Raw genomic sequence first — 13,597 nt, forward strand, 5'->3', positions numbered from 1 at the left:
GGGTGACCTTGCGCTCTTGGCACTTAACGACGGGTAGTCAGGAACTCGAAGCTCAATCGCGAAAAGCTTAGCTGCTAATCCGCACAGGCTGGGATCGGCGCCTGACAATCCCCGTCAGCGGCCTGCTAGCTTACTTATAGAACAGGTCGACGATCACAGAGGCTTCGAACACCCCGGGTTTAGCAGGCTCGCGCCAGATCAGGTCTGCTTTGAAGTCATTTTTGCTCAGCTCACGACCGGTCAGGTCTGCCAATTTGAACCAGGTGTCGAACGGGATTTTCTCGTTGTTATCAACGCGAGCGAGGGAGATACCTACGGAGCTGTTGCTCGCCGGCACCAACAGATTGTTGATGACGGACCCTCCGCCTGGAGTGGAAGCGAATCGAGCGTTTACTGTGTAGGGTGTGTCGCAGGCGCGTGATAGTCCCAGGCTGAAGTTAGCGCTACTAGCGACGTTTCCGACAGTTGCGGTGCCAGAGAGCGCTCTGCGGAAATTGACGGTGCTTGGCGTTATTGTCAGCTCCGGTGAGCAGGGAATAAAGCGAATGTTGTTGATGCCGGTGACGACATAATTGAGGTTGCTGTTGGGTTTGATGTTTTGGCCGCCGGTGCCATCCAGTTGAAACACTCTATAGTCCGGCCGTGAACCCGCTTGCCCGGAAGAGGGGGTGGCGCCGTATTTTTCAATAAAAATGCTGAAGGTAAGGGTGAACTTGGCATTGTCCCATCCTGTGCAGTTGACCCAATTGCAGCCCGTATGAGAAGAGAAGCCTGTGCTGACCTTTCCGCTGCTTGAGGTTATGGCAGTTTTATTGTATCTGATGCCGGCCCGTATACCGTCGCCGATACTGACGCTGGCGGGATTCATATGAAAGTAGATAGTCTCTGCACCGTAATTGTAGTCATCTGCACATTTAACGTTTATTGAGTATAACGACGATTCCCAAATTATCGTGCCGTCCGGAGCGTCTGCGGGAACAGCCAGTGCAGTGCCCAGCGACTCGCTGATGACAGCAGAGTGTGTACCCTCTTCTACACAGGTGAGGGCAAAACTGGTAGCCGGGCTGGCGGATGCGGCCAGCAGCATTATCAAAGCAAACGTTTTCAAGGGCATCATTTTGAGGGTTCGCAAGTAACTGAAGGACGTACTCATTGGATGTTTGCCTCATGCACGTGGCGCAGCCCAATATCATTGATTTCAGTGAAAATTATTTTTGCATCGGCAGGGATGGCGGCGACAGTGCTGCGCAGGAGATGTGTTTCGCCTGGCTTTAATAAGGTGTATTCGTCGAGCGCGGTGCTGCGGTCGCTGCTTTCTATCCGCAAATCCACCAGCGACAGGTGAAAGGCGCAGGTGTTGGTGACTTCGATCGAGTCAACATTCTTTACCTTCCAGCTCAAACCGGCGATACATGAGGAGGATGTGCCTTGCAACCCTGGCGGTCGAAAAAACAGCTTCAACTGTTGGCGGACTGCCATTTGAACGCTGTTTTGCCTGTCGGGCTTAAGGGGGATTTCCATGACGTTTAGCCAGAACAGTGATTCTCTATCTTCCGGTAAGCCTTCGCCGCTGTAGAGTATTCGCAGTACGTCTACTTGTTGCGGATTCAGTTTGATCAGAGGGTGGGCCAAGGCAAAGGGGACATCGCTGCTGTTTTCTTCGGATGAACTGACCCAGGCTTGAAGTGCGACGGTTTGCGACGATACGTTAGTGACGCGGAGGGTGGCTTCGCGGTGTTGGCCTGTATAAATAAGTCGTGTGCCATCGATTTTTATCATGGCCTCAGCGCTGCTGCCGACGGCGAGCCACAGCAGGATGACGTTAATGAAAGATAAGGGTGTCGAGGAAGTGAAGGCCATTATTGATCTGGCCTCTCGATGAACGCCCAATGGTAATTGGGGTTTTCGGATTTTAGCGTGGTGAGGTATTGAGCAACTAGCGAGTAGTCGCTAGTTGCAGGTTGCGAAGTAAGCGCGCACCCAGAAAGAACGGATATAATACTTGCAAAGCAGGCGGCACCTAACTTATAATTGCTTGCTTGCTTGCTTGCTTGCTTGCTTGCTTGCTTGCTTGCTTGCTTGCTTGCTTGCTTGCTTGCTTGCTTGCTTGCTTGCTTGCTTGCTTGCTTGCTTGCTTGCTTGCTTGCTTGCTTGCTTGCTTGCTTGCTTGCTTGCTTGCTTGCTTGCTTGCTTGCTTGCTTGCTTGCTTGCTTGCTTGCTTGCTTGCTTGCTTGCTTGCTTGCTTGCTTGCTTGCTTGCTTGCTTGCTTCGCGTTAATTCCGAATTATGTAAGTTCATTGCTAATTCGTACTGACCAGAATGGAAAGTTCAAATTACCTACGCCACCTGCGAATCGAAATCAGACGATTCTCATTTTGGCCCTATTGGCCAGCGCCATCAGCATTCGCATAAACTACGGGGTCTTTCTTGTCTGCCGGAACCTCTGATGAATCAGCGACGCCTACGCACAGCGCCCCCTAGCAAAGCGGCCAATGAGCCGAGAACCAAGCCGGCCGAGGTGCGTCTGGAGGAATTGATGGCGGCGGCGCAACGTTTGTTTCTGGCCAAAGGCGTGGAAGCTACGACCATCAGTGACATCGTCGAGCAGGCACAGGTGGCCAAGGGCACTTTCTATCATTATTTCCCATCCAAGCAGGACATGCTGGTAGCCCTCGGCGAGCGCTACACCCAGGCCTTTCTCGAGCAACTCGAACAGGCGGTGGAGCAGTGCGCCGCTGATGACTGGATCGGCCGCCTGCGCGCCTGGGTGCATGCCAATATCGCTACTTACCTGAAAACCTTCGCGATACACGATATCGTCTACACCAACCATCACCATCATGACCGCAGTAACAAGGCCAGGAACGACATTCTCGACCAGTTGCAGGGCATTCTCGAAGGCGGGCGCGCCGCCGGTGCCTGGGCCTTGCCGCAGCCGCGCATCAGCGCCTTGATGATCTACGCCGCGGTGCATGGGGTCAGCGACGACGCCATCGTCGAGCGTCTCGACGACTGCACGGCGTTCGCCAAACCGGTCGCCGATGCCTGCCTGGCCATGCTCGGTGTAATCAACGACGCCTAACCCTGTGCGCTGTCGTTAGCCGTCAATGTGCTGGGCACCTGCAATTGCCGGTGCAACAACATTGCGCAACCCAGGCTGCACAGCCCGGCAGCCAGCATTGCCAGGTTGAAGCCTGCGGCCATCGCCGTGGCGTAGGCCTGGGCGAACATAGGCGTGGCGCTGCTCAATGGGTGCTCGGCAACCGCTTGTTGCGCCAGGGTCGCAGCATCGTCGACGCCTGCAACCGTCAGCAAACGCGTCAGTTCGGCACTGGCGCGCAAGCTCATCAGGCTGCCAAGCAGGGCGATGCCCAGGCTCATGCCCGTCTGGCGCAGGGCGTTCATGGTTGCCGAAGCAATACCGGTGCGGCTGGCGGGAACCGCGTTCATCACTACCAGGCCGGTGGCGGGTACGGCCAGGCCCATGCCCAGGCCGAGGGTCACAAAGCACAGTAACAATGGCCAATAGGGCGTGTTGGCGCTGAGTAGCGCCATGGCGGTCATCGCCATGCCGATCAGCCCGTAACCCCAGGCCAGCAAGTGTTCCAGGGCGAAATGCCGTTGCAACCGACCGAACATCAACGATAACGCACCGCTGGCGATGAACGTCGGCATCATCCGCAAACCGCTTTCGGTGGCGCTCAGGGCTTGCGCCTGTTGCAGGAACAGTGAAAAGAAAAACAGGCTGCTGTAGCTGGAAAAGCCCAGCACCCATGACGCCAGGTTGCTGACGGCAAAGCGTCGGTCACGAAACAGGTCCAGGGGAACCAACGGCCGCGCTACGCGCTTTTCCACGGCGATCAAGGCCAGCAGCGCGATCAGCGCCAGGCCTATGGCAATGCTCGGTGCCGGTGCGGCAAAACCCGATTCGCCGGCGCGGATCAGGCCGTAGCTCAACGCGCCCAGGCAGCACACGCTGAGCAACTGGCCCCAGGGGTCGAGTGCGGCCTGTTGCGGGTGGGCTCGCTCGCTGATGCCCCAGGCGCCGAGTAACAGGGCCAGGCCGCCCAGCGGCAGGTTGATCAGGAAGATGCTTTGCCAGCCGAAGTGCTGCAGCAGTACACCGCCAAGCAAAGGGCCGAGCACCAGGGCCAGGGCACTGAAGGCCGACCAGCCACCGATGGCGTGGGCGCGGGCCCTGGGCTCGGGGAAGGCATGGGTGATCAGCGGCATGGCTCCGGGAATCAGCAAGGCGCCAGCGATACCTTGGACTGCCCGCCCGAACAGCAACATCGGCAGCGCCTCGGCCAGGGCACACAGCGCGGAGCCTGCAGTAAACAGTGCAACACCTGTCAGCCAGGCGCGTTTGTGGCCGAAACGGTCTGCCACTGGGCCTGCCGACAGCATGAACGCAGAGAGCGCGACGGCGTAGATGCTGACCACCCATTGCAAGCCGCCAAGATCAGTGGCCAGGGCGTTTTGCAGCGAGGGCAGGGCGAGGTTGACGATGCTGATGTCCAGCGAGGCGAGAAAAGTGCCCAGGTAAGCGGCGGCGAGCACGGCGGGGCGCTTGTAGCGATGCATGCTTGAGGTCTCCAGAACCGTCGGGAAATAGACGGGGAAAGCAGACCATAGTTAATCGACTGACCGTCGGTCAATTGGTTGTTGGAAATATTCCGCCAGCGTAGAGGCGCCAGCCAGGCGTAACGCGAGTGTCATTTTCTCCCTGGGACAACAGTGAGAACCGCGTAAGCGTGCCCAGGCTCGGCACGCATGATGAAAAATTTTCTTGTCAATAATGCTGTATGGATATACAGTATTATCACGCAGCCGAACGTGCCCCGGGTGGGGCGAACCACGGCCGATGCGTACTCATTTTCCATGTCAGCTAACAAGGAATGTCAGATGACAATTATCTACACCGCTGCAAATTCTCTTCCTTTTGCCGCGTTGCCCACCACCAACGGTGTGGTCCAGTATTTTCGCGCCAGCATGACCAACCCTGCCGATGCCACCTATGCCCCTGACGGGCTGGCGGCAGCACCGATCTACGGCCTGGGCGGGCACCTGTTGCAGGGTGACGAGATCGTTGCTGGCGGCAACGTCACGCTGGTTTCGCACATTGGTCCTTTGCTCAACGGCGGCGCGTTGTGCTGGGTATTGCTCAGCTGTGACGGCGGCGCGCAACAGGTCGCCAACGCAACCCGTAGCCATCACGCGGTAACCCTGGGGCAGATCTCCATCGCTTCGGGGGCTGCGCCGGGTGATGTGAAATATTCTGCGGCCAATGCCGTTCCTGCCGGTTGGCTCAAGGCCGATGGCGCAGCGGTATCGCGTTGCACCTATGCGGCGCTCTTTGCCGCAATCGGCACGACTTACGGCGAAGGCGACGGTACCTCTACCTTCACGCTGCCCGACTTGCGTGGCGAGTTCATCCGTGGCTTTGACGGCGGCAGAGGGGTGGACGCCGGTCGCGTGTTCGGCTCGCGCCAGAAGGGCACCCTGCAGACCTACGACACCACCGAGTACAACAAGGCCAATGGCGTCTGGAGTGCCTGCACCTCACTGAAAACCGGTGCGGCTTCGCAAGTGGCAATGGGCGTCGACCCCTACGAGGTCAACGACTACGCAACCGTCACCATTGGCGGTGCCGATGCGATCAACAACTTCCCGTTGCCTGGGGTGGGGCTGGACCGTGGCTACTCGGGTGTCACGCGCCCACGCAACATCGCAATGCTCGCACTTATCAAATACTGAATAGATTGCTCGGGTTGAGGCCTTGGCGCTGTTTCACGACGACGTAAAGGTACGCACAAATGTTTGCAGCTCAACCCGCTAGCGCATATTTCCATGGAGAAACATCATGAAGGGAAGTTTTACTCGTTTTGCACTGTTGTTCGGCCTTGCCACAGGCTCTGTTGGCGCGGCACACGCGGATAGCTCGCCTGCTGGCCTCTGGCGAGTGTCGACGTTCACCAGTCCAGGTGGGGCTGCTGCGACGGTCCAGACGGTCTGTCTCAAATCTGATCACACCTGGTACTCCACCAGTCAGCCGAACTGGAATGGCGGCTGGTTCCAGAATGAAAAACAGGTGCGCTGGTACGGCGGTATTCCGATCTCTCACATTGGCAATGTCGCGAGCATGGCAATGGGTAACCTGGACAGTGCTACCACCATGACGGGCAACTACGCCGAATGGACAGCGCCGGGTACCGCCCCTTTTACGTTCGACAGGCATTTCACATATTCGATGGTTTTTCTGCAAGCGGACTGTCCGCCAGCGAAGCAATAATCACCAGCTATTGACCCTATGGCAGTGGCCCGGCCCGAGGAATGGCGGGGCCCAACTGTAGGCGTCGCGTCTGCCATTTTGACGACAAACGGTATTACGAAGCATTCTCAAGCCTACTGTTCTCCTGTAATCTCGCCGCCGCTCAGGTGGCGACCCGGTCGCACACCTGTTTACAGTGCACTTGGGGGCGGGGATGGAGACGAACAAAGGGATGGCGGCGATTGTGGAATGGCGAGCCCGCTTCCTGGGGGAAGGTAGGTTGCAGGAAGCTGAATACGACCGGGCGTTGATGGCCGCGCAGCAGCTCGAACAGTCCGGCCGGGTCAGCCCGGGGGAATGGGTGGCGATGGTGCGCCAGGCCAACGCGGCATTGCTGGGCCAACGCTGAGCAGCGCAAACATCAGGCAGGAGGCCCCATGGACACAATGCAGGATACGCCGTTGATTCGCCCGGCTACGTTTGAAGATGTGTGCGCAATGCTCGCGTTCGATGCCTACGCCAGCAGCCACCCTGAGCGCCAGTGCTTCCTTGAAGAGTCCGTCGGCAAGCAGCAGTGTTGGGTGGCGTTGCGCGCGGGCGCGGTGATCGGCTACGTGGTACTTACCTATCACTTCTTCGACCACGGCTTTGTCAGCCTGGTTGTCGTGGCGCCAGGTCATCAACGCCAGGGGGTCGCCTCCCGACTCCTGGCCGCCGCCGAAGCCACCTGTACTACGGCAAAGCTGTTTGTCTCGACCAATCAATCCAACCTGGCTTCGCGCCGGCTCATTCTCAAGGCCGGCTTCGTGCCCAGCGGTGTCATCGAGAACCTCGACGAGCACGATCCGGAACTGGTGTATTTCAAACGCATTCGCGCTTGAATTGCGGTCAGGGAACTCGCGCTCGCCTGATCGGTCTGAGCTGACTTTCAAGGCGCTCTTTTATGGACAACAGTGCAGCACGCAGCGTGCTTGACGCACTCCCCACCCTTATCCTCGGGCTCGCCCTGGTGCTGGTCGGCTGGCTGGTGTTTCGCGTCGTTGTAGTCGAGCTCGCCGATACCCTCAACGACGATTCCAGTGCCTATACCAGCGACCTTCAGGAGTGCTCGTCAGAGCCGCTGCAGATCCTCTTTGGTCAGGAAGTGGGCAAGGAGGTACTGCTGGTCGCCAAGGTGCTTTCGGGGGTGAGTTCGGTGCGCGTGTTGTCGACGCCTGGGCGCGACCTGAGCTACGTTCCCGACCGCCTGAACCTTGAAGTCAACGAGCAGCAGCGGATCTACGGGGCATTCTGCGGCTAGTGCCGCAGTGCCGGGTCACCACGGTCATGCAAGCGGCCGATTTCCTCGAATGTTCATTCGCTTTTTTGCACAGCGGCGCTAGGTGCGCGGGCCTGGGTGGTCTATGTTAAACGGCAAGCATTAACAGTCGGTCTGGAGGTGGTTTATCACTGGGGTGGGAGTTTCATGGAGCAGGGACCTGTATGCACCCATCCGATGACCTGAACGGGCAAGAAGCCGCCGAGTCGTTCTCGCACGTGAAGGGCGTTCAGCGCCGCTGTTCCGTTTGATCCTGAGCTTCATGCTGGTGGTCGTGCTGCTGTTCGTCGCCATCGAGGGCTGGCGGATCTGGCGCGACTACCGGCACGCTTTCGCCAGCGCCCATGATTCGGTCACCAACCTTGCCAGCGCCACCGCCCAGCATGCCGAAGACGCGATCCGCCAGGTCGATGTGGTTACTGCGATGCTCGGTGAGCGGCTTGAAGGTGACGGTTTTACCCGAATGAACATCCCGCGGCTGCACCGGCTGCTCAAGCAGCAAGCCTTGTTGATGCCACAGTTGCACGGGTTGTTCGTGTATGGCGCGGACGGGCGCTGGATCGTCACCGACAAGAGCGATACACCGACCAATGCCAATAACGCCGATCGCGATTATTTCGACTATCACCGCACCCATACCGACCGCGGCGTCTACATCGGCGCGGTGGTCAAAAGCCGCTCGACCGGTGATCTGATCATTCCTATTTCCAGACGCCTGAACAACCCCGACGGCTCGTTCTTCGGCGTGCTGCTGGGGACTGTCAGGGTTGATTATTTCGTCGAGTTCTATGGCGCGTTCAAGATCGATGACCGTGGCGCCTTGGTACTGGCCAAGCGCGACGGCACCATCCTGGTTCGCCGGCCGTTTGTCGAGCGGGTAATCGGCGGCAGCCTGGCCGATAGCGAGATCTTCCAGGACTACCTGCCGCAGGCCCCCGAAGGCGTCGTCGAAACCACGGCCGTAGTCGATGGCACTCAACGCCTGTATGCCTACAAGGCCCTGGACGCCTACCCGCTGGTGGTGGAGGCCGGGCTGTCGAGGGCATCGATCATTGACCCTTGGCGAGAGGACCTGATCAAGACCGCCGTCGTGCTGCTGTTGCTGCTGGTCGGGTTGGGCGGCTTTGGCGCGTTGGTGCTGCGCCAATTGCGCGAGCGCATGGTGATGGAGGCCGCGCTGCGCCGTGCGCATCAAACAGTCCGCGACCTGGCCTTGAGCGACAGCCTCACGGGGCTGGGTAATCGACGCCGCCTTGATACGGCCCTGGCAGAAGAAATTCGCCGCGCCAAGCGCCAACGCTACCCGTTGGCGTTGGTAATGATGGACCTGGATTACTTCAAGCGCTTCAACGACAACTATGGCCATCCTGCCGGTGACGATTGCCTGCGTGCGGTGGGCGCGGCAATACAAAGCAGCCTCAAGCGACCGGGTGATCTGGCCGTGCGCTATGGCGGCGAGGAGTTCACCCTGCTGCTGCCCAACACCGATGCTGCCGGGGCCAGCAGGATTGTCGAAGACATTCTCGAGGCCATCCGCTCGCTGGCGATCGAGCATGTGCAAAGCCCGGCGGGGCGGGTCACGGCAAGTGCCGGGATTGCCCTGGGTTACCCGGTCAAGGAACCGGTAGCGGCCGACACCCTGATGGGCGCCGCCGACTCGGCGCTATACCAGGCCAAGGATAAAGGCCGCAATGGCTGGTGCTTGATCGATGGTTTGAGTGAGCGGCCAGCACCGTTAGCCCACGACTGATCACTGCAGGCTGGTGACTAACCCACCAACATAAACCTCACGCCGCCTGCTTGGCCATGTCCTTGCGGTATTGGGCTTTCATCATTTCCATCTGCTCGCCCATGGCCTCGAGCACGTCCTTGCCAAGCAGCTTCTTGGCTTGCGGGAACATCTCGGTTTCTTCTTCCTCGATGTGGTGCTCGAGCAACTCTTTGAGCACTTTCACCCGCCCGGAAAACTCGGGCGTACCCGGGTCGGTGACTTTCAGGTCGGGCAGCACCAACGAGTCGACGGTGCGGTGTTCTTCCTTGGCCTCGTGGTACATGATCACCTGTTCCTTGGCCCCGGCTTTCTTGTAGGCAGGGTAGAGGATCTCCTCTTCAAGCCGGGTATGCACGGCTACTTCCATCTCCAGTTTGGCCAGCAGTTGCGAACGTTTTTTAATCCCGCGCTCGGTGGACTCACTCAGTTGCGTTAAAAGGGCCTTGACGGTCTTGTGGTCAGCTTTAAGCAGGTCGATGGCATTCATGGTGGATCCTCGGCAAAGCGGATGGTTGAAAAGGGGCCTTGCGTTAGTAGTGACTCGGCCTGGCGCCAGGGATTCAACCGGATTGCCCAACTGCTCATTAACCGCTGTTTCGCCAACGGGTATGATGTTCGGCTTATCTCAACCACGGACTGATCATGGACGACCCTTTCTTGCCACAGCGCTTTTTTGCCGGGGCGGCGATTGTTGTCGCGCTAATTGGCGGCGCTATTTTCGTGTTCTTGCTGGCCAACCCCGGCGGCCAGTTCCCCGGCCTTAGTAGTGCGCTGGCAGTGTTTACCCTGGGCGTCACCAACGGCCTGTGCCTGGCGCTGGTCGGCACTTACTGGTATCTCGCCGGCAAGCCTGCAGGGGCCGGTACGCTGTTGATTTTGCAGGCGGTAGGGCTGCTTGCTTTTGGCGCCTGGTATGTCTCGCTGACGTGAAGCTTGCGCCGGATGCTTTATAGCCACTGGCGCTATTGCACCCTGTTTAACAGCCAATTGAGTTCTTCTGTTTCATACTTTTTTTATATATCTTTCGTGTGCTGCCGACTCACCAAGGAAAATAATAATGAGGTACAGAGGCGCGCACTACTGGGCTTGGGCAGACTGCCAACTGCACAGCCAGGAGCATGAAGAATCGCTGGAGTCCGGAATTACCCTTGATGTCAAGGCGCGGCTTTCGCGCAGTGGTTGTACGCAGTTGTTTCTCGGGGTTTACACCAGTGCCGGCTTACCGGTCGTCGAGGAGTATCACGACCGACTCGACGAAGTTACGCTGACCCGGGCCATGGTCTGGGGGGTAAAACGCTGTCGGGCGATTGCCGCCGAGGTCATCGAGCTTCACGAACTGCCTTCCAAGAATGCTTACGCCGGGTTGCGATCGATCAATTCGGCGCCCTGATTGCGCACATTGCCGACCGCCGCGCTGACCGGGTACCACTCGAACCGCGCCGCCGGCTCGCCCAGGTTCAAGGCCATCTGCTCGGCGTGCTCGCCTGCGGTGGCCGGGTCCAGCCATTGCCGGGCGACAGCCGGCGCCAGCACGATCGGCCGGCGGTCATGCACGTCGAGCAGGCCACCTTCACTGTCTGCGGTGAGGATCACGAACCCCGCATGCTCGCCACTGAACTGGCCGATGGCCGCGCACAGGGCAGGGCGGCCATCGCTGCGGCGAATCAAGTAAGGCTGTTTTTTCGCTGCGCCTTGGTCAACCCATTCGAACCAGTTGTCGATCGGCACGATGGCCCGCTGTGGCCAGATGGCGCGAAAGAACGCGCCGTGGGCGACTTTCTCCACGCGCGCATTGATCGGCGCTGCGCGGTCCCTGGCCCAGTGCGGGCGCCAGCCCCAGGGCAACAAGTCGGCCTGGAGGGTACCGGCCTGCAGGTGCAACAGCGCCACGCGGGTGCTCGGCGCCACATTGTAGTGACCCAGTGCCTGATCGCCGACGTTGTTGACCAGGGCGCCTGGCATGCTCAGGGCGTCGACGAAGTCGTGAATGCCACGGTATTGAGAAAGCCTGCCGCACATGGCGCGTTGCTCCGTGAGGGGCCTATCGCTGGAGGATAGACGCAATCGCCGGGCACGCTTGCGGCGCCGACGCTCAGCTCAACCACCAGGCCGCCAGCGACAGCAGCAGGGCCAGCAAGGTGCCCAGCCAGGCACTGGCCTCAAATTTCGAACGTTGCACGCTGGCGCGCACCTCGCGCAGGTACTGCGCCTTGGTAGGGGCCCGTTCGCGGTAGCGCAGGTTTTCGGCCAGGTCATGCAGCCGGGCCTCGATGACCGAGCCGACCACGAAGAATGTTGCGCCATAGCTGGCGATGACTATCAGCAGGTACTTCACTGTCGCTCCTTGGCAATACGCTTCCCTTTTCAGCACGGGTTGTCAGCACGGGCTGATATTGACGCTGTGGCGAGCTCGGCTTATACAGGCGCCCCCACGTTCCCGATGCTACAGGACCCCGAGATGAACGACGACGATCTGGACATTCACGAGCCCGAACATGATCACCTGCTTGACCATGAGTTTGCCGAGGACGAGTACGGGCCGCAGGACGAGGTTAATCCGCTGTTCGATCCGCAGGATGACGACGACGAGGATGCCCGCGATCGTGCAGGCGATGACGAAGGATTCTGGGACGAGGGCGTCGACACCCTTGACGACCTCTAGGCACCAGCGCAGCCGCCGGCACCTGGAAGCAGGGCGTGTTTAGCGGCCGTCCAGCGAGAAGCGTCCGGCGCCGGTGACCGATAGCAACAGCAAGCCACCGACAATGCTCATGTTCTTGAAGAACTGCACGGTGTTGGCTGCTTTGGCCGGCTCGACCATGGTCCAGAACGGATGGCCGATCAGTGCCGTGCCGATCACGAACAGGGCAAACAGGAAGGCCAGCGGGCGGGTGTAGAAACCGAGGATGAGGATGATGGCGACGAAGAACTCCATGATCACCGCCACCGCGGCTGCCACTGTAGGCGCTGGCGCGCCGAGCGATGCCAGGTAGCCGACCGTGCCCTCGAAGCCGGTGAGCTTGCTCCAGCCGGACATGACGAAGAGGATCATCAGCAGAATCCGCGCCAGCAGGATGATAACGTCGCGCTGGTTGTCGAAGAGGGTGTAGCGCATGGCGGCCTTCCTTTGTTGTTGGGCAATTTTACCTTAGCAGTTGCCGGAAGGTTTTGCGGCCCGGCTTGCACAAAAAAGGCATAAGGGCAGCCCTGGGTAAATCTCAGGCAGCAAAAAGGCGCCCTAAGGCGCCTTTTCAGAAGATGGTGCGAGTGGCGGGACTCGAACCCGCAAGGCTCACGCCGGCAGATTTTAAGTCTGCTGTGTATACCAATTCCACCACACTCGCACTGGCTCGAGGGAAATGCATTTGATCCCTCAATCAAGCGAGCTTTATAACCCATCGTTATATTCGAGTCAACCGCGTGCAAGGCTCTGGACGGCGCCCCAGGCTAACTCCAGAGCATGCTCAACAGCACCAGGGCGAGTAGCCCGAGATAGACCTGCGCATGCTTGCGATCATCGATTCTGCCGATCCAGCGCGCCGCCAGCCGGGTGCCGAGCCAGGCGCCGAAGGCCAGCAGGGCAAACGCCGACAGATCGACATAACCGACAAACCGCGCTCCGAAATCGCTACTGGCGGTGATCAGGTAAGTCGCCGTCGCCGCCAGCGCTACCGGCAAGGTCAGCGGGCTGGCCATGGCGGTGGCCTGGGTCATGCCCAGCCCGCGGCGGCGCAGCAACGGCACGCTCATGACGCTGCCGCCCACCCCCAGCACGCTGGCAATGCCGCCGATCAGCACACCGCAAGTGGCGGTTCTCACGGGCCCGAGCGGGCGCGCTGAAGCCTGGCCGTGGACAAAGCCTTCGCGCAGCAGGCAGTCGAGCAGGGTAAATGCCAGGTAGAGGATGAACGCCCAGCGCAGCCATTCACTGGCCAGGGCGCCCACCAGGGCGGCGCCGAACACCGCGCCGAGGGCGATGTACGCTGCCAATGGCCACAGGAATTCACGGTTGAGGTTGCCAGTACGCCAATGCTTGAGGGTGGCCAGTGCGGCGCTGACAATCATCACGCAGGTGGAGGTAGCCACGGCAATCTGCATGGCCGAGCCGGTGGTGGCCGGGTTCATGCGCAGCAGGTGATACAACAGCGGCACGACGACGAAGCCGCCGCCAAAGCCGAACAGCACCGTGGTGATGCCGCTCAGGCAACCGAACAGGGCCAGGAGTACAAGAAGCATG

19 protein-coding genes and 1 tRNA gene are annotated in these 13,597 nt (G+C 59.6%); 10 read left to right on the forward strand and 10 right to left on the reverse strand.

The window, feature by feature from the left end; genetic code table 11:
- Nucleotides 1-130: 130 nt before the first annotated feature.
- From LOY37_RS11150 to LOY37_RS11160, 3 genes are all read right to left on the reverse strand, one after another.
- Nucleotides 131-1,153, reverse strand: coding sequence for a M23 family metallopeptidase (locus LOY37_RS11150; protein WP_258716894.1), 1,023 nt, complete (start codon nt 1,151-1,153; stop codon nt 131-133).
- Nucleotides 1,150-1,860 carry a molecular chaperone gene (locus LOY37_RS11155; RefSeq protein ID WP_258716895.1) on the reverse strand — a complete coding sequence of 237 codons (711 nt, stop codon included), beginning with the start codon at nt 1,858-1,860 and terminating at the stop codon, nt 1,150-1,152. The genes LOY37_RS11150 and LOY37_RS11155 overlap by 4 nt, the downstream gene beginning before the upstream one ends.
- Nucleotides 1,861-2,025: 165 nt before the next feature.
- The gene (locus LOY37_RS11160; protein ID WP_258716896.1) at nt 2,026-2,298 is read right to left on the reverse strand and encodes a hypothetical protein; all 273 of its coding nucleotides are present in this window, start codon (nt 2,296-2,298) and stop codon (nt 2,026-2,028) included.
- Nucleotides 2,299-2,446: 148 nt separating this feature from the next.
- Between LOY37_RS11160 and LOY37_RS11165 the strand changes: the two genes are divergently transcribed.
- Entirely contained in the window at nt 2,447-3,082 is a 636-nt protein-coding gene (locus LOY37_RS11165) for a TetR/AcrR family transcriptional regulator (protein WP_258716897.1), read from the forward strand.
- Here the strand turns inward: LOY37_RS11165 and LOY37_RS11170 are convergent.
- Nucleotides 3,079-4,584 carry an MFS transporter gene (locus LOY37_RS11170; protein ID WP_258716898.1) on the reverse strand — a complete coding sequence of 502 codons (1,506 nt, stop codon included), beginning with the start codon at nt 4,582-4,584 and terminating at the stop codon, nt 3,079-3,081. The two genes, LOY37_RS11165 and LOY37_RS11170, sit on opposite strands and share 4 nt — an antisense overlap.
- 321 nt (nt 4,585-4,905) lie before the next feature.
- Here LOY37_RS11170 and LOY37_RS11175 point away from each other — a divergent pair, with 321 nt between their 5' ends.
- From LOY37_RS11175 to LOY37_RS11200, 6 genes are all read left to right on the forward strand, one after another.
- A complete protein-coding gene (locus LOY37_RS11175) occupies nt 4,906-5,757 on the forward strand; it encodes a phage tail protein (protein WP_052676511.1) in 852 nt (283 codons plus the stop codon).
- Between the two features lie 106 nt (nt 5,758-5,863).
- Entirely contained in the window at nt 5,864-6,292 is a 429-nt protein-coding gene (locus LOY37_RS11180; RefSeq protein WP_045196679.1) for a hypothetical protein, read from the forward strand.
- A gap of 259 nt (nt 6,293-6,551) precedes the next feature.
- Nucleotides 6,552-6,680: a hypothetical protein gene (locus LOY37_RS11185; protein ID WP_309475549.1), complete on the forward strand. Its 129-nt coding sequence runs from the start codon at nt 6,552-6,554 to the stop codon at nt 6,678-6,680.
- Nucleotides 6,681-6,708: 28 nt separating this feature from the next.
- Nucleotides 6,709-7,152 carry a GNAT family N-acetyltransferase gene (locus LOY37_RS11190; RefSeq protein WP_258716899.1) on the forward strand — a complete coding sequence of 148 codons (444 nt, stop codon included), beginning with the start codon at nt 6,709-6,711 and terminating at the stop codon, nt 7,150-7,152.
- 62 nt (nt 7,153-7,214) lie between these two features.
- A complete protein-coding gene (locus LOY37_RS11195; protein WP_093383999.1) occupies nt 7,215-7,571 on the forward strand; it encodes an I78 family peptidase inhibitor in 357 nt (118 codons plus the stop codon).
- Nucleotides 7,572-7,851: 280 nt separating this feature from the next.
- Nucleotides 7,852-9,339, forward strand: a complete 1,488-nt coding sequence (locus LOY37_RS11200; protein ID WP_258716900.1) for a sensor domain-containing diguanylate cyclase — start codon at nt 7,852-7,854, stop codon at nt 9,337-9,339.
- 37 nt (nt 9,340-9,376) lie between these two features.
- Here LOY37_RS11200 and LOY37_RS11205 read toward each other — a convergent pair whose 3' ends face one another.
- Nucleotides 9,377-9,847 carry a hemerythrin domain-containing protein gene (locus LOY37_RS11205; RefSeq protein WP_258610420.1) on the reverse strand — a complete coding sequence of 157 codons (471 nt, stop codon included), beginning with the start codon at nt 9,845-9,847 and terminating at the stop codon, nt 9,377-9,379.
- 155 nt (nt 9,848-10,002) lie between these two features.
- Between LOY37_RS11205 and LOY37_RS11210 the strand changes: the two genes are divergently transcribed.
- Both LOY37_RS11210 and LOY37_RS11215 read left to right on the forward strand, forming a co-directional pair.
- Entirely contained in the window at nt 10,003-10,290 is a 288-nt protein-coding gene (locus tag LOY37_RS11210) for a hypothetical protein (RefSeq protein WP_093383989.1), read from the forward strand.
- Nucleotides 10,291-10,417: 127 nt separating this feature from the next.
- Nucleotides 10,418-10,750 (forward strand): hypothetical protein, encoded by a 333-nt coding sequence (locus LOY37_RS11215; RefSeq protein ID WP_258716901.1) that lies wholly within the window; start codon nt 10,418-10,420, stop codon nt 10,748-10,750.
- On the opposite strand, the gene LOY37_RS11220 is transcribed toward LOY37_RS11215, so the two are convergent.
- Complete coding sequence (locus LOY37_RS11220; RefSeq protein WP_258716902.1) at nt 10,714-11,379, reverse strand: SOS response-associated peptidase family protein; 666 nt, start codon at nt 11,377-11,379, stop codon at nt 10,714-10,716. The genes LOY37_RS11215 and LOY37_RS11220 overlap by 37 nt on opposite strands.
- Nucleotides 11,380-11,452: 73 nt before the next feature.
- Complete coding sequence (locus tag LOY37_RS11225; protein ID WP_093383979.1) at nt 11,453-11,695, reverse strand: hypothetical protein; 243 nt, start codon at nt 11,693-11,695, stop codon at nt 11,453-11,455.
- Nucleotides 11,696-11,818: 123 nt separating this feature from the next.
- Here LOY37_RS11225 and LOY37_RS11230 point away from each other — a divergent pair, with 123 nt between their 5' ends.
- Entirely contained in the window at nt 11,819-12,022 is a 204-nt protein-coding gene (locus LOY37_RS11230) for a hypothetical protein (protein ID WP_258716903.1), read from the forward strand.
- A gap of 39 nt (nt 12,023-12,061) precedes the next feature.
- Here the strand turns inward: LOY37_RS11230 and LOY37_RS11235 are convergent, their stop codons facing one another.
- The 3 genes from LOY37_RS11235 to LOY37_RS11245 all read right to left on the reverse strand — a co-directional run bounded on the left by LOY37_RS11235 (nt 12,062) and on the right by LOY37_RS11245 (nt 13,596).
- Nucleotides 12,062-12,475 (reverse strand): DoxX family protein, encoded by a 414-nt coding sequence (locus LOY37_RS11235; RefSeq protein WP_045196701.1) that lies wholly within the window; start codon nt 12,473-12,475, stop codon nt 12,062-12,064.
- A 144-nt stretch (nt 12,476-12,619) separates the two neighbouring features.
- Nucleotides 12,620-12,704 (reverse strand) — tRNA-Leu (locus LOY37_RS11240).
- Between the two features lie 103 nt (nt 12,705-12,807).
- Nucleotides 12,808-13,596: a sulfite exporter TauE/SafE family protein gene (locus LOY37_RS11245; RefSeq protein WP_258716904.1), complete on the reverse strand. Its 789-nt coding sequence runs from the start codon at nt 13,594-13,596 to the stop codon at nt 12,808-12,810.
- Nucleotide 13,597 lies beyond the last annotated feature (1 nt).

It is taken from the genome of Pseudomonas sp. B21-012, assembly GCF_024749305.1.
In the GTDB taxonomy this organism is placed as follows: Bacteria; Pseudomonadota; Gammaproteobacteria; order Pseudomonadales; family Pseudomonadaceae; genus Aquipseudomonas.